Origin of the sequence: Thioclava sp. DLFJ4-1 (assembly GCF_002020145.1) — a bacterium.
Classification (GTDB): Bacteria; Pseudomonadota; Alphaproteobacteria; order Rhodobacterales; family Rhodobacteraceae; genus Thioclava; species Thioclava sediminum.
The window spans coordinates 118902-133488 of record NZ_MPZT01000004.1 but is presented as its reverse complement, the minus strand read 5'-3'; the positions used below and the strand labels follow the sequence as shown (position 1 = coordinate 133488).

At 64.1% G+C, this 14587-nt stretch carries 13 protein-coding genes; 4 read left to right on the top strand and 9 right to left on the bottom strand.

The genetic code is table 11. The features are described from left to right. Positions 1-36 precede the first annotated feature (36 nt). The 4 genes from BMI85_RS13570 (at position 37) to BMI85_RS13555 (ending at position 4928) form a co-directional block, all read left to right on the top strand. Entirely contained in the window at positions 37-591 is a 555-nt protein-coding gene (locus BMI85_RS13570; protein WP_078601669.1) for a sigma-70 family RNA polymerase sigma factor, read from the top strand. Further along, entirely contained in the window at positions 588-1319 is a 732-nt protein-coding gene (locus BMI85_RS13565) for an anti-sigma factor (protein ID WP_078601668.1), read from the top strand. Before BMI85_RS13570 ends, BMI85_RS13565 begins: the two co-directional genes overlap by 4 nt. A 130-nt stretch (positions 1320-1449) precedes the next feature. Beyond that, positions 1450-3744, top strand: coding sequence for an arginine/lysine/ornithine decarboxylase (locus BMI85_RS13560; RefSeq protein WP_078601667.1), 2295 nt, complete (start codon positions 1450-1452; stop codon positions 3742-3744). A gap of 107 nt (positions 3745-3851) precedes the next feature. Next, complete coding sequence (locus tag BMI85_RS13555; protein ID WP_246832561.1) at positions 3852-4928, top strand: alcohol dehydrogenase family protein; 1077 nt, start codon at positions 3852-3854, stop codon at positions 4926-4928. Between the two features lie 79 nt (positions 4929-5007). Here BMI85_RS13555 and BMI85_RS13550 read toward each other — a convergent pair whose 3' ends face one another. From BMI85_RS13550 to BMI85_RS13510, 9 genes are all read right to left on the bottom strand, one after another. Beyond that, positions 5008-6546 carry an amidase gene (locus BMI85_RS13550; RefSeq protein WP_078601666.1) on the bottom strand — a complete coding sequence of 513 codons (1539 nt, stop codon included), beginning with the start codon at positions 6544-6546 and terminating at the stop codon, positions 5008-5010. A 228-nt stretch (positions 6547-6774) separates the two neighbouring features. Continuing rightward, on the bottom strand, positions 6775-7773 hold the full coding sequence (locus BMI85_RS13545) for an acetamidase/formamidase family protein (protein WP_078601665.1): 999 nt from the start codon (positions 7771-7773) through the stop codon (positions 6775-6777). A gap of 45 nt (positions 7774-7818) precedes the next feature. Beyond that, positions 7819-8532 carry an ABC transporter ATP-binding protein gene (locus BMI85_RS13540; protein WP_078520223.1) on the bottom strand — a complete coding sequence of 238 codons (714 nt, stop codon included), beginning with the start codon at positions 8530-8532 and terminating at the stop codon, positions 7819-7821. Continuing rightward, complete coding sequence (locus BMI85_RS13535) at positions 8525-9241, bottom strand: ABC transporter ATP-binding protein (RefSeq protein ID WP_078520224.1); 717 nt, start codon at positions 9239-9241, stop codon at positions 8525-8527. Before BMI85_RS13535 ends, BMI85_RS13540 begins: the two co-directional genes overlap by 8 nt. Further along, positions 9241-10311: an ABC transporter permease gene (locus BMI85_RS13530; RefSeq protein ID WP_078520225.1), complete on the bottom strand. Its 1071-nt coding sequence runs from the start codon at positions 10309-10311 to the stop codon at positions 9241-9243. Before BMI85_RS13530 ends, BMI85_RS13535 begins: the two co-directional genes overlap by 1 nt. 1 nt (position 10312) lies before the next feature. Beyond that, positions 10313-11185 carry a branched-chain amino acid ABC transporter permease gene (locus tag BMI85_RS13525; protein WP_078520226.1) on the bottom strand — a complete coding sequence of 291 codons (873 nt, stop codon included), beginning with the start codon at positions 11183-11185 and terminating at the stop codon, positions 10313-10315. 105 nt (positions 11186-11290) lie between these two features. Further along, positions 11291-12526 (bottom strand): urea ABC transporter substrate-binding protein, encoded by a 1236-nt coding sequence (locus BMI85_RS13520; RefSeq protein WP_078520575.1) that lies wholly within the window; start codon positions 12524-12526, stop codon positions 11291-11293. A gap of 41 nt (positions 12527-12567) precedes the next feature. After that, complete coding sequence (locus BMI85_RS13515; RefSeq protein WP_078601664.1) at positions 12568-13224, bottom strand: ANTAR domain-containing protein; 657 nt, start codon at positions 13222-13224, stop codon at positions 12568-12570. After that, positions 13221-14381: a transporter substrate-binding domain-containing protein gene (locus BMI85_RS13510; protein WP_078601663.1), complete on the bottom strand. Its 1161-nt coding sequence runs from the start codon at positions 14379-14381 to the stop codon at positions 13221-13223. Before BMI85_RS13510 ends, BMI85_RS13515 begins: the two co-directional genes overlap by 4 nt. Positions 14382-14587: the final 206 nt, after the last annotated feature.

Sequence of the window (14587 nt, the reverse complement as noted above, 5' to 3'; positions counted from 1 at the left end):
AGACCGCCGCGCGGCAGGCGGAACATGGGAGCGTTTATGACGAAAGCGGAAAGCTGCCCCGTTGCGCAGGCGCTGCACGAGTGCGCCGAGGGCGATGCGGGCGCGCTTGAGCGGCTGGTGGCGTTGGAAGGCGGGCGCATGCTGGGCGTGGCCAAGCGCATCCTGGGCCGCACCGATCTGGCCGAGGAAGCCTTGCAGGAGGCGCTGGTGCGCATCTGGCGCAAGGCCGGGCAATTCAGCGGCAATCCCGGCTCGGCCAAGGGCTGGGTCTATACCGTCCTGCGCAGCCGCTGCCTGAACATTCTGCGCGACGGCAAACGGCTGAGCCTGCTCTCGCCCGAGGAATTGGGGGCGTTGCAGGATGCGCGCGAGCAAAGCGTGCCCGAAGAGGGCTGGCAGATGCTCGCAGGCTCCAGCCGCCTGCGCGACTGCCTCGAGGCGCTCGACCCGGCCAGCCGCCATTCGATCCTGCTCGCCCATGTCGGCGGGTTCAGCCATGGCGAGATCGCCGCGCGTCAGTCTGTGCCGCTGGGCACGGCGAAAAGCTGGATCCGGCGCGGATTGGCCAGCCTGAGGGAGTGCCTGTCATGAGCCTGAACCGGACCGACCTCAACGCCATCGCAGATGATTACGTCCTTGGCCTGCTCGGGGAAACCGAGGCCGAGTTGTTCGAGGAACTGCTGGCGCGCGACCCTGCGCTGGAGGCCCGCGTGGCGGCGCTGCGCGACGGGTTGCTCCCGCTCGACCTCTCGGCGCCCAAGGCCGACCTGCCGGATGATTTCATGGAGCGCCTGCGCGAACGCATCGCGGCGGAACCTGCGCGCGACGATGCGACCCCGCGGGGGGTGACGATCACGCCGGTCCCGCCGCAAGCCGACAACCTGCCGCAAGCCCCGCACACGAAGCGGCGCTGGTTGATCGCGGCGGGGATCATCGGTCTCGCGGTGGGTCTGGGCACCGGCACGTTGCGCCCGACGCCAGAGCCGCGCGTGGTCGCCGTTCTGATGAACGCATCGGGCGAGCCGCAGGCCGTGATCGAGGATTATGGCAATCGCGACGCCAAGATTCGCTTCGTCGCCGATGTGACGCTGCCCTCGGACAAGACCATTCAGGCCTGGACCCTTCCTTCGCCGGAAACGGGCCCGGTGTCGCTCGGCACGCTCGACCGGGTGGCGCCTGCGGTACTGAGCGGGCCCGACCTGCCCGCTCCTGCGCCGCAGCAGCTCTACGAGATCACGCTGGAACCCGCAGGCGGCTCGCCCACAGGGCGCCCGACCGGCCCGATCCTCGGCAAGGGCTTCGCCCATATCCAGAGCTGATCGGGCCCTGCCCGTGCGAGAGGGTCTCCCGCACGGGCTTGACCTTGCCTATATTCGGCTGAAATGAACAGGGCGCGGCGCACGCGCCCCATTCGCCCGACCCAGACAGGCCCGAGAGAGGACCCCCCTGATGAAATTTCGCTTCCCGATTGTCATCATCGACGAGGATTTTCGTTCCGAGAATACCTCCGGTCTCGGCATCCGGGCACTCGCGCAAGCCATCGAGGCCGACGGGTTCGAAGTGCTCGGCGTGACCAGCTACGGCGACCTGTCGCAATTCGCCCAACAGCAAAGCCGCGCCTCGGCTTTCGTGCTGGCGATCGACGACGAGGAATTCTCCTCCGGCCCCGAACTGGACCCGGCGGTCGAGAAGCTGCGCGCCTTCATCGAGGAAGTGCGCTGGAAAAACGCCGATGTGCCGATCTTCCTGCATGGCGAGACCAAGACCTCGCGCCACCTGCCCAACGACATCCTGCGCGAGCTGCACGGCTTCATCCACATGTTCGAGGATACGCCGGAATTCGTCGCCAAGCACATCATTCGCGAGGCGAAGAGCTATCTCGAAAGCATCCAGCCGCCCTTCTTCAAGCAGTTGCTCGACTATGCCGAGGACGGCTCCTACTCGTGGCACTGCCCGGGCCATTCCGGCGGCGTCGCCTTCCTGAAATCGCCGATCGGGCAGATGTATCACCAGTTCTACGGTGAAAACATGCTGCGCGCCGATGTCTGCAACGCGGTGGAGGAGCTGGGCCAGCTGCTCGATCATAACGGCGCGATCGGCGCCTCCGAGCGCAATGCCGCGCGGATCTTCAACTCCGATCACTGCTTCTTCGTGACCAACGGCACCTCGACCTCGAACAAGATGGTCTGGCACCACACGGTCGCGCCGGGCGACGTGGTCGTGGTCGACCGCAACTGCCACAAGTCGATCCTGCACGCGATCATCATGACCGGCGCGATCCCGGTCTTCCTCAAGCCCACGCGCAACCACTGGGGCATCATTGGCCCGATCCAGCGCTCGGAATTCGAACCGGAAGCGATCCGCGCCAAGATGAGGGCGAACCCGCTACTGGCCGATTACGACACCGACAATGTCCAGCCCCGGATCATGACGCTGACGCAGTCGACCTATGACGGGGTTCTCTACAATACCGAAGTGATCAAGTCGCTTCTCGATGGCTGGGTCGACAACCTGCATTTCGACGAGGCGTGGATCCCGCATGCCGCCTTCCACCCGTTCTACGGCCAGTATCACGCGATGGGCCGCAAGCGCGAGCGCACGACCAAGTCGATCACCTATGCGACGCAATCCGTGCACAAGCTGCTCGCCGGGATTTCGCAGGCGAGCCATGTGCTGGTGCAGGACAGCAAGGAAGAAAAGCTCGACCGGCATCTCTTCAATGAGAGCTACCTGATGCACACCTCCACGAGCCCGCAATACTCGATCATCGCAAGCTGCGATGTGGCGGCGGCGATGATGGAGCCTCCGGGCGGCACGGCACTTGTGGAGGAAAGCATCGTCGAGGCGCTCGATTTCCGCCGCGCGATGGTGAAGGTCGAAGAGGAATACGGCCCCGAGGACTGGTGGTTCCAGGTCTGGGGCCCGACCGACTTCCGCGCCGATGGCGACGGGATGGCCGCGACCCGCGACTGGGTTCTCAAGAAGACCGATGCCGAGGGCGTCGAGACCACCGGCTCGGATAGCTGGCACGGCTTTGGCGACATGGCGCCGGGCTTCAACATGCTCGACCCGATCAAGGCCACGATCATCACTCCCGGCCTCGATATCGAGGGCCGCTTCGACGAGACCGGCATCCCCGCCTCGATCGTGTCGAAATACCTCGCCGAGCATGGCGTCGTGGTCGAGAAGACCGGGCTTTACAGCTTCTTCATCCTGTTCACGATCGGCATCACCAAGGGCCGGTGGAACACGCTGCTGGCCGCGCTGCAGCAGTTCAAGGACCATTACGACAAGAACCAGCCGCTTTGGCGCGTGATGCCGGAATTCTCGGCGAAATTCCCGCGCTACGAGCGCATGGGGCTGAAGGATCTCAGCCAGCACGTCCATTCGCTCTACGCGAAATACGACGTCGCGCGGCTCTCGACCGAGATCTACCTGACCGACCATCACCCCGAGATGACCCCGTCGGAGGCCTTCTCGCATATCGCGCGCCGCAAGACCGAGCGCGTCTCGATCGACGAGCTGGAAGGCCGGATCACGACGAGCCTCGTGACCCCCTACCCGCCGGGCATCCCGCTCTTGATCCCCGGTGAGGTCTTCAACGCGAAGATCGTGGATTACCTGCGCTTCAACCGCGAATTCGCCCGCGAATGTCCCGGCTTCGAAACCGATATCCACGGCCTCGTGACGGAGGCCGGCGAGGACGGCCAGACATATTACTTCGCGGATTGCGTGGCGCGCTGAGGCGGGCCCGATCAAGCTTCGAGGCTCAATGTCAGGGCGCGGCTCGGTTTATCCCGACCGCGCCCTAACTCATTCCTCAGACGGATCGGTTTCGAGAGGAAAGCAGCATGAGCGACAGGCCCAAAGTCACGATGATGGCCGTGGTCACGACGGGAACGGGCGGCTACGAGCGGCTCGACTACCGCGAGGTCGCGATGCCCGAACCGGGGCCCGGCGAGGTGCTGCTGCAGGTGCTCGCGGCGGGCATCAACAATACCGACATCAACACGCGGCTGGGCTGGTACTCTTCTGACGTCAAATCCGGCACGCAGGAGTCGCGCGAAGACGCCGAGCATGCCGATGGCGGCTGGAGCGGGGCCACGCCATTCCCTCTGATCCAAGGCACCGATTGCTGCGGCCGGGTCGTCGCGGTGGGCGACGGCGGCGATGCGGCTCTGATCGGCACCCGCGTTCTGGTGCGCTCCTGCATGCGCGAGAAAGATTTCTCCTCGATGGACACGGTCTGGTTCGGCTCCAATTTCGACGGGGCCTTCGCGCAATATGTGAAAGTGCCCGCAGGCGAGGTCTTCGCCGTCGACAGCGACTGGAGCGACGCCGAACTCGCCACCCTGCCCTGCGCCTACGGCACCGCCGAGAACATGATCCACCGCGCAGGCGTCACGGACGGCGAGCGCGTGCTGGTGCCCGGCGCCTCGGGCGGCGTGGGCTCGGCGCTGATTCAGCTCCTCAAACGGCGCGGCGCGGAAGTCGTTGCCATCACCAGCGCCGCCAAGCGCGAGATCGTGCTGGAGATCGGCGCGGATCAGGTGCTCTGCCGCGAGGACGATCCCGTAGCGGCGATCGGCGAGAACAGCGTGGACGTGGTGATCGACAACGTCGCCGGGCCGGGATTTGGCACGATGCTGAAACTGCTCCGGCGCGGCGGGCGCTATGCCTCGTCGGGCGCGATTGCCGGACCAGTCGTGGAGCTGGACATGCGCGACATGTATCTCAAGGACATCACGCTGATCGGCTGCACCGCATGGGACGCGCCGGTCTTCGGCAACCTGATCTCCTATGTCGAGAAGGGCGAAATCCGGCCCCTGCTGGCCGCCACCTACCCGCTCGATCAGATCGTCGAGGCGCAAAAAGTGTTTCAGGAAAAACACCACGCCGGGAAGATCGTGCTGATCCCGGCGTCCTGACCTGCGCGCCTTACGCCGAAGGCATAGAGCTACGCGGTTCGGTCTCGCGCACCAGCCGAGACCGAACCGAAATCACCGATCAGACCGCAGGTTTGCGGTGCAGCGTGCCCTGCTCATAGGCATAGGCGCATTGGATCAAGGCGTGCTCGCTCCACTGCTGGCCGAGGAAAATCAGCTCGAACGGCGCGCCGGAAGCGTAGTAGCCCGCGGGCACGGTGACACCCGGGATACCGGCGATGTTCAGCTCCCCGACGGTGGTCTCGAGGATCGCGTCGCCCGAATGCAGGCCCGGCAATTCGCAGAGCATCTGCGGGTAAACGAGCGCGTCGAGTTCGTGACGTGCGAAGACTTCCTCCATCAGCAGCAGATAGGTCCGCTTCAGGGCCGTGAACGCGGGCAGCGCAGGCGGCGTGGTCGGAGATTTCACCGCCTCGACGAAATCAGGCAGCTCGTTGAGGAAGCCGAGGATCGCCCCCTTCGCGAGCACGTTTTCCTCCTTGGTGGCGTCGACGAACTCCTCCCAGGTCTTGATCGCCGCATTCGGACCCAGCCGCTCGAGATATTTCGTCATGTCATAGGGGATAGATTCCAGCCCCCGCCCGTCGAAGAAGGGCGTGCCCGGCGTGATCTCGCGATAGCTTGCGAAATCGGTGCCCGCGAAGGGGTCGTCGACCAGAACCGCGCCGAGGTCTTCAAGCTCGCTTTTCGCGCGATCGTAAAGATCCGACGCCTCGTGGGAGAGTTCGTTCTTCCGCCAGCCCGGCCCGTAAAGCCCGAGCCGCTTGCCCTTCAGGCCGTCCTTCGACAGGCCCGAGGCATAGCCACCCGCGGGAATCTTGTCGACGCAGGCGAGCGTCTTGGGATCTTCGGTGGTGAACCCCGCCAGCACATCGAGGCCGAGGGCGGCATCGGTGACAGTGCGCGCGATCGGCCCGACCACGTCGCGATTGCCCGAGAGCGGCACGACACCGGCATTCGGCACCAGCCCGATGGTCGGCTTGATACCCACCAGCCCCTGCGCCGAGGCCGGGTTCTGGATCGAGCCGCCGGTTTCCTCGGCCAGCCCCATCACACACATATGGGTAGCGACCGCCGCCGCCGTGCCTGCGCTCGACCCGCCCGGCGCGCGGTCCTCGATCGCGGGGTTGATCGTGGGACCGGCCCAGCTGTCATTGGCATGCGTTCCGGTCCAGCTGAGGATCGGCACGTTGGTCTTGCCGAGGATGACCGCATCGGCGGCGCGCATCCGGGCCACCACGGGGCTGTCGCGTTCGGGCATCAGATCGACGCCGCCCGTCCCGGAATAGAGCAGCCGCCAACCGGCCGTGGTGGGGATGCCCGCCATGTCCATCGGATCCTTCACGACGATCGGCACCCCGGCCAGCGGCCCCAGCGCCTCGCCCGCAGCGCGCCGCCGGTCGATGTCGCGGGCGGTCTCAAGGGCTGCGTCATTCTCGAAGATGATCGCGTTGTATTTGCCGTTCAGCGCCTTGACCTGAGCGATGCAGGCTTCGGTCAGCGCCTCTGCGGTGAACGCCCCCGAGGCCAGCCCCTCCTGAACGGCGGCGACGGTGAGCGTTCCGAGATCGGGCAAATCGGGTTTCGTTTGAGCGGACATGAGAGACTCCTTTTCCGTTTGGCGGGCATGGTGCCGCCATCGCCCGAGCCGGAGCCGGGCGGGGTGGATCGAAAGTGACGAAGCTCGACCCGTGGCGCGAACCGATGAGGCTGCAGGGACGGTCGAAGCCGGGAAGAAAAAGGTCGCCTCCACCCAAGAAGCTGCCCTCCAAGGCAGAGGCGACAGGTTAAAGACCGCGCAACAAGGGATAGGGGCGCGGCCCTAAGCTCATTCAGCGATGCCGACGATCGACTTCAGGACCGAAGCCCCGACCGTGTATTTCGGGTCGACCATGTTGCCGAGGCGCACGCGGCCGCATTGGGTCAGCAGCATGTAGGCGTCGATCTCGTCGAAGCCGAAATCGGCGGCCATCCAGCGGATCAGCTCGCGGTAAGCGCCGCGCGCGGCGTCTTCCATCGGGCGTGCCGAGCCGACCGTCATGTAGAACTCTTCGTTCTCCAGACGCGGCGTGCTGATCGTCCAGTTCTTGATCAGGTCGATGCGCACGGTGGTGACGGTCGGGTGCTCGACCGCGACGCCGCAAAGTTCACCGTCGCCCTGGGCTGCGTGGCAATCCCCGAGGAACAGATACCCGCCCTCGGTCTGCACCGGCAGATAGACGACCGCGCCCGGTGCGACATCGGGAAGGTCCATGTTGCCGCCGTAATAGTCCGGCACCAGCGAGGAGATCGCCTCCGCGATCGGCGCCGTGCCGATCGTGCCGATGAAGGGCTCGTAAGGCAGGCTGATCTTGTCGTTCCACTTGGTGCCCTCCTCGACGGTGATGTCGAGCTTGCGCACCACCTCGGGCAGCGGCGCGGTCAGGAGCGCCGTCTCGAAGGTGGGAACCAGACCGCCGAATTCGGGCATGATCACCGTGGTGCCCCGCGGCTGCGGCCCGCGCGGCACGATGCTTTCGATATAGACCGCGATCGTGTCGCCCTTCTCGGCGCCGTTCACGTAGATCGGGCCGTTTTGCGGGTTCAGGAACGGGAAGTTCAGGATCTCGGTCGGCTTGTCGGTCTCCGACTTGATCGCGCCTTCGAACGCGTCATGGGTCTCGGCGCTCACGACGGTGCCCGGATCGACGGTCAGGACCGGCTCGGTCCCGGCGGTGTAGATGTAGGGATAGCTTCCCTGTTCTTCCTCGGTGATCGTGCGCTTCTCGAGGGTCTGACCTTTCGCCACGCCCTTGCGCGCCATGATGGATTCTTCAAACCAGCTCATAAGTTGCTCCTTTTACTTGCAAATTCCATGATTGTTCCGGGGAGGTCAGACCGACAGGTATCGTCGGATCGTGTCGCGGTCCTGCAGCATCTCGCGGTCGAGCTCGGCGACGATCCGGCCCTTGTCCATGACGTAGCAGCGCTGCGCCATCGCCCGGATCATGTCGACATTCTGCTCCACGAAGACGACGGTCACGCCGGTCTCGCGGTTCAGCTCGACCATGATGCGCGCGATGTCCTGCACGATGTTCGGCTGGATCCCCTCGGAGGGCTCATCGAGCAGGATCATCGACGGATCGCCCATCAGCACGCGCCCGATGGCGAGCTGCTGCTGCTGACCGCCCGACATCGTGCCCGCGCGCTGATCGGCGCGCTCCTTGAGGATCGGGAAATAGCGGAAGATCTCTTCGACCTTACCGGGCGTGGACTTGCCCGCGATGCTTTCGCCGACGAGCAGGTTTTCCAGCACGGTCATGCGCGGGAAGACATCGCGGCCCTGCGGCACATAGCCGATGCCCTTGCGCGCCCGTTTATGCGCCGAGAGCAGATCGATCGACGCGCCGTCGAGGTTGATCGACCCCTTGTCGGTCGACAGCAGCCCGATCAGCGTTTTCATCAGGGTCGACTTGCCGACCCCGTTGCGCCCGATCACGGCGACGATCTCGCCCTCGCGGACCTGAAAATCGACGCCCTGCAGCACCGGCTTGCCGCCGTAGCCCGCATTGAGTTCGATCACGTCGAGAAGGACATCCTTACGCATCGACTTCTCCCAGATAGATGGCGGCGACACGTTCATCGGCGGTGATCTCGTCGATGGTGCCCTGCGCGAAAATCTTGCCGAAATGGAGCACGGTGACCTGGTGGGCGATCTGGCGCACGAATGCCATGTCGTGCTCCACCGCCAGCAGGGTCATGCCCTCGCGGTTCAGCTCCTGAAGCATCTCGCCGGTGGCGAAAGTCTCGTCGGGCGTCATCCCCGCGGTCGGCTCGTCCAGCAGCAGCAGGCGCGGCTTGAGCGCCACCGCCATGCCGATCTCGAGCCACTGCTTCTGACCGTGGCTGAGATTGCCCGCGAGCTGCTTGCGGTCCTGCGAGAGTTTGAGGAACTCCAGCAGCCGGTCGATCTCTTCTTGCAGGATCTCTGGCGCGACATGGTGCTGAAGCGCAATCGTCAGGTTCTGCTGGACGCTCAGTTCCTTGAAGATGCCGGGCACCTGGAACTTCACGCTGATCCCCTTGCGGATGCGCTCGAACGGTTTCGCGCGGGTGATCTCTTCGCCGTCATAGAGGATCGCGCCGCTATCGGGCAGATGCTCGCCGAGGATCAGCTTGAAGAAGGTGCTCTTGCCCGCCCCGTTGGGACCGATCAGGCAGTGCATCTCTCCGGGCTGAAGCGCGAAATCGACATTGCCCGTGACGTGGAGCCCGCCGAAATGCTTGTTGAGCTGGCGTGTTTCGAGAATGGCCATCACCGCTCTCCTTCAAGTTTGGATTTCCGGCGCATGAAGGGTGAGAGCAGCGCGATGACGATGCCACGCGGGGCGATCAGAACGGTGATCACCAGCAGCGTCCCCATCACGATCAGCGCGTATTGGCTGCCGTAGATCGTGAGCGACTGGAACACCATCAGCACCGCGAGCGTGCCGATGATCGTGGTCGTGAGGTCCGTGCGCCCGCCGACCGCGACCCAGACGATAGGCAGCGAGGCCGCCGTCATCCCCATCGAGGCGGGCGTGATGTAATTGCCCCAGGAGGTGTAGAGCACCCCCGACAGCCCGGCGAGCGCGGAGCCGATGACGAAGGTCGCAAGCTGATACTTGCGCACGTCATAGCCCAGCATCTCGGCGCGCATCGGGTTCTCGCGGATCGCCACGATGACATTGCCAAAGCGCGAATTCACGAGGATGCGCAGGCCGAGATAGCAGACCAGCAGCAGCGCCAGCGTGACGTAGTAGAGGGTCACGTCCGGATAGAGCACGATATTGCCGCCCGGCCACGGGATCGTCAGCGAGGGCATCGCGCCCATGCCGTTGAAGCCGTTCAGACGCGCCTTGCCGATCGCCCATTCGGGCCCCGCCGTCTGCGCCATGAAGCGCTCGAGCACCAGCGTCACCGACAGTGTCACGATGCCGAGGAACACGCCGCTGATACGCCCGAAGAACAGGAAGTAGCCAAGGATCGCCGCGAAGAGTGCGCTCAGGCCAACCGCCAGCACCAGCGAGAGCAGCGTCAGGCCGTAGGCGTCGCCCAGGTTGATCGTCAGGACCCCGTAGGCGTAGCCCGCGACCCCGAAGAAGGCGGTCTGGCCGAAGCTGAGCGCCCCGCCATAGCCCCAGATCAGGCTCAGCCCCATCGCCATGAAGAGCCAATTGAAGAAGTAGACGTTATTGCCGACGTCGTAACTGTCCGCGAAGGCCGGATAGGCGCAGGCGGCGAGCAGGACGACGGTGAAGCCCGACCAGAATTTCGGTCCCTTGCCGAGGGTTTGCGGCCCCTCGATGAGCTTCAGAATGGAAGTGAAACGGGATGCGCTGCTCACGTCAGGCCCTTTCTTTCAGGATCTTGCCGCTGATGCCGCGCGGCAGGATGCGGATCACGATGATGACGGCGATGAGCATGCCGATCTGGCCGGCAAGCTGGCCCTGCCAGGAGGTCAGCGACGCTTTGATGAAGCCAAGCACGACCGCGGCAGGCGCCGTCCCGAGGAAGATGTCTGCGCCGCCCACGACGACGGTCACGAAAGCCTCGACCATGAAGGCGGCCCCCATCGTCGGCACGAGCGTCATCGTCGGCGCGTAAAGCCCACCGGCAAGCCCCGCGAGCGCCGCGCCCAGACCGAAGGTCAGGCTGTAGATCAGGTTGGTGTTGACCCCGAGCGCCTCGGCCACATGCGGCACCTGGATCGTGGCGCGGGCAAGGATGCCGAAGCGCGTCTTGGTGAACATCAGCCACAAGGCGGCCAGCGTCGCGAGCGCCATCACCACGAGCACGATGCGATAGATCGAATAGGAATAGTCGCCGACGGTGAAGCTGCCGAAGGGCGTGCCGCTGCCGGCCATCGTCGTGCCCAGCACGATCAGCGTGCCTTGGGTGACGATCATCGAGATCCCCCAAGTGGCCACGATCGTATCGAGGGGACGTTTGTAGAGCGGGCGGATCACCACGACCTCGACGATCATCCCGGCGATACCGGCGGCCAGAGAGCCCAGCGCGATCGCGATCGGAAGGGGCACGCCCATATGGGTGGCGCTCGTCGAGACATAGGCGCCGCAGAGGATGAACTCGCCATGCGCGAGGTTGATCACGCCCATCATGCCGAAGATCACCGCGAGGCCGCAGGCGCTGAGCACGAGGAAGGCGAACGCGTCTCCGAACTGATAGAAGAAGCTGAAAAGAGAGTAGAGGAACTCCATAGACCGTCCCTTTCTTGGTGGCCGTCGTTCAGGGAAATCCGGGCAGGAAAATCCGGGAGGGGACGGATGCGGAGCCAAGGGGCCCCGCATCCGCGACGCGTCGGATTACTCCGTCGGCAGGTGCGACGGGGTGTACTGGTCGCTCGGGTCGTTCTGGGTCAGATCGCAGCCGACATCGCCCAGCCAGTAGGGCTTGATGTCATCCCATTTCTTCGGGAACTCGATCGAGTGATCTTCGAGCACATGGGCCAGATAGATCGTGTGCGAGGTGTGCTGGCTCTTCGGATCGATGCACATCTCGCCCTCGGGCGCGTCGTAGCACAGGTTGCCATCGGCAAGCGTCGCGCGCACATCTTCCAGAGCGGTGGACCCGCCGGCTTTCTCGACCATCTCCTTGTAGAGATAGACCGCCGCGTAGGAGTTCTCGGCTTCCTGGTTGATGTAGGGCTCGTCGGGGAACATCGCGTGGAACTTCTCGACGAAGGCCTTGCTTTCCGGCGTGTCGATTTCCTCGACATAGTTCACCGTCGCATACATGTCCTTCAGGCTCGGGGGCGTGAAGCGCTTATGCTCGTAGCCCTGGCCCACGTTCACGGACGACGCCATCGGCAGGTCAACATTCGCCGAACCGGCCTGCTCGTAATAGGACGACTGCGCCGTGCCCACCAGCAGCGTCACCACGAAGTCGGGCTTGGCCGCCTGGATGTTCTGGATGGTCTGCGAGAACTGCGACACGCCGAGCGGGATGAACTCTTCGCCCACCATCTCGCCGCCATTGTCCTTGACGATGTTGCGCACCCATTCGGCCGAGATCTGACCGAAGTTGTAGTCGGCGGCGATGGTGTAGACGTTCTTGCCGTACTTCTCCATCATGTAGGGGATCAGCGTCGAGAACTGCTGCTCCGGCACCGCGCCGGTGACAATCATGTTCGCGTCGCAGACGCCGCCTTCATACTGGTTGTTGTAGAAGGCCAGCCCGTCGAACTGGTTGACGATCGGGCGATAGGCTTCACGCGAGGCCGAGGAGAAGCCCGCGAAGACCACGTCCACCTTGTCGCGCTGCAGCACGCGGCGCATGAATTCCTGATAGCGCGTGTTGTCCGACTGTGTGTCGTAGGTCACCAGTTCGATCGGACGACCGGCGATACCACCCGCGTCGTTGATTTCCTTGGTGGCCAGCTGGATGCCATGCACCTTGCCGATGGTCGCGAGGGCGAAATCCCCCGACTGGTCTTCGAGGACACCGATCTTGATCGGCTCGGCGTCCTGAGCCATCACGGGCCCTGCAAAAGACAATAGGGTAGCGAGCACCGAAGCGGTGCTGATCAGTTTCCTGGTCATTTTCAACTCCTTGTTGAGGTTTTTCCGGGTGCCTTGCTGGGCTAGCGCGCCTGACACCTCTTTTTCGTTTCACCGCGATCGAGATCGCTGTCCGGGTTTGCCAGCATCAGGGACTCGCAGTGGTCCTCGACGCTGACGCGCGCGCGCATGCTCTCCTTTCTCAGAAGGTCATATGCGGCATCTTCGTTAAGCCCGCGCTGGCGCATGAGCGCAGCGACAGCCTTGATGACGTAAATCCGTTTGCGGCGGCGTTCGCCCATATCGTCGAGGCTCGCCTTGAGGCCGTCGATTTGCTCGAACGCGTTCACGCCCAGATAGAGAGCGGAATAGACGGCGCCGCTATGGATCGGTTTTTGCAGGAAGGACGCGGCCCCGAGCTGGAGCATCGCCTTGAGACGGCTCGGCGCTTCCGTTCCGACCAGCCCGACCGTCGGACACGGCGCATGCTGGGGCGACAGATTGTAACTCTCGGGCCAGGCCTGCGGAAGGTTCAGGTCGCCGTCGATGATGACGAGGTCGGACTCCGGGCTCATGTCTTCGGGCAGTTCGAAAACCTGGCGCGGCGAGACGGGACGGGTATCCGGCTCCAGCCCCAACCGACGCAATGTCGTTTCGAGAATGCCCAGCGAGCGGCCCTCGGTGGTAAAGATGACGGCCCTGCGGCCGCGGAAGTTTTGCGCGATCCGGGGTGTCTTCATTGAACCACCCTCACGTTCCTGCGCCGCTCCGCCGGCTCGAAGGTCGTCGTCGAGGACACAAGGTAAGGGTCGGCCGCAATGGGTTCGGGCGCTTCGAGCAGGATGTCGAACTCGAAATCCGCGCGCGACAGCCCGATGCGGGGCGTGAGCGAGGCATGGTAGGTTTCAGGGTCGATCGTGACCCGGCCTTGCGGCGCGTCGAACACCTGACCCGCAGCCGCTTCGAGAACCGCCCCCACCGACGCGGTGCCCGCATCGGCGATGGATTTCGCGAGCATATGAATGGCGACATAAGCGGCTTCGGCTTCGGCGGAAACGACAGGTCCCTCGGGGAAGGCTTTGCCATAGGCCTCGACGAAGCGCTTGTTGCGCTCGCCCGCGAGGGACGAGAAATAGACGCTGGAGCTGATCTGCCCATCGGCCCCGACCGGGCCGATCGCGCGAAGTTCGGGCTCCGACAGGTTACAGCTCGCGATGGGGAAGCGCGTGGTCTGCTCGATCCCGCGCGCCTCGCAGGTCTCCCGGAACGCCCGGAAGAACGCGTAAGAGGACTCGCCGATCAGCGCGTTGAACACGAAATCGGGCTTGGTCTCGAGGATCTCCTCGATGATGGCGGCCATATCGGTCTCGCCGACCGGCAGATACCGCTCCGCCACCACTTCGCCGCGACGCCGCTGCAGCTCTTCGCGCATCACCCGGTTGCTTTCCCAGCCCCAGATATAGTTCGAGCCGATGCAATAGGCGCGGCGACCGAAGCGGGCGCAGAGGAAATCGATGAGCGGCGACATGTGATGGTTCGGGGCCGCACCGGTGTAGATGACGTTGGTCGAGCTCTCGAAGCCTTCGTAATGGGTCGGATACCACAGCAGCGCGTCATGCTTCTCGAAGAGCGGGATCACTTCCTTGCGGCTCGACGAGGTGTAGCACCCGCAGATATGGCGGATGCCTTGGTCGAACATGCTCTGCACCGCCGGCGCGTATTTGTGCAGATCACTCTCGGGGTCGATATGGATGGGATGGAACGTGACCGCCGCGCTCGGATCCGCATTGATCTCGTCGCAGGCAAGCTGCGCGCCGTTGAGCTGCGTATGCGCAACTCTACCGTATGCGCCGGTGGTCGAGAAAAGCAGGCCGATCTGTAGGTCGAGACGTGTCATTTTCGATCTTCCAACGACAAAAACCCCCAGAAGCAGAAACTGCTTTGGAGGCGGAATTGCCGACATATCTGAGGGTTCAACGCGCCATGACGAGCACATTTGCTCGGCGCTTACCTCAAGCTAGGGAATCGATCACGAAGGTGTCAATAGACATGTTACTTCGCAGTGGCCGCCCCCCTCTCATGCCCACACATGCACGTTATTGA

Bases quoted from the DNA above. Each gene is read 5' to 3' on its own strand.
- BMI85_RS13550 (WP_078601666.1), bottom strand. From the start codon at position 6,546: ATGTCCGCTCAAACGAAACCCGATTTGCCCGATCTCGGAACGCTCACC.
- BMI85_RS13515 (WP_078601664.1), bottom strand. From the start codon at position 13,224: ATGAAGACACCCCGGATCGCGCAAAACTTCCGCGGCCGCAGGGCCGTC.
- BMI85_RS13510 (WP_078601663.1), bottom strand. From the start codon at position 14,381: ATGACACGTCTCGACCTACAGATCGGCCTGCTTTTCTCGACCACCGGC.
- BMI85_RS13545 (WP_078601665.1), bottom strand. From the start codon at position 7,773: ATGAGCTGGTTTGAAGAATCCATCATGGCGCGCAAGGGCGTGGCGAAA.
- BMI85_RS13555 (WP_246832561.1), top strand. From the start codon at position 3,852: ATGAGCGACAGGCCCAAAGTCACGATGATGGCCGTGGTCACGACGGGA.
- BMI85_RS13520 (WP_078520575.1), bottom strand. From the start codon at position 12,526: ATGACCAGGAAACTGATCAGCACCGCTTCGGTGCTCGCTACCCTATTG.
- BMI85_RS13535 (WP_078520224.1), bottom strand. From the start codon at position 9,241: ATGGCCATTCTCGAAACACGCCAGCTCAACAAGCATTTCGGCGGGCTC.
- BMI85_RS13560 (WP_078601667.1), top strand. From the start codon at position 1,450: ATGAAATTTCGCTTCCCGATTGTCATCATCGACGAGGATTTTCGTTCC.
- BMI85_RS13540 (WP_078520223.1), bottom strand. From the start codon at position 8,532: ATGCGTAAGGATGTCCTTCTCGACGTGATCGAACTCAATGCGGGCTAC.
- BMI85_RS13565 (WP_078601668.1), top strand. From the start codon at position 588: ATGAGCCTGAACCGGACCGACCTCAACGCCATCGCAGATGATTACGTC.
- BMI85_RS13525 (WP_078520226.1), bottom strand. From the start codon at position 11,185: ATGGAGTTCCTCTACTCTCTTTTCAGCTTCTTCTATCAGTTCGGAGAC.
- BMI85_RS13570 (WP_078601669.1), top strand. From the start codon at position 37: ATGACGAAAGCGGAAAGCTGCCCCGTTGCGCAGGCGCTGCACGAGTGC.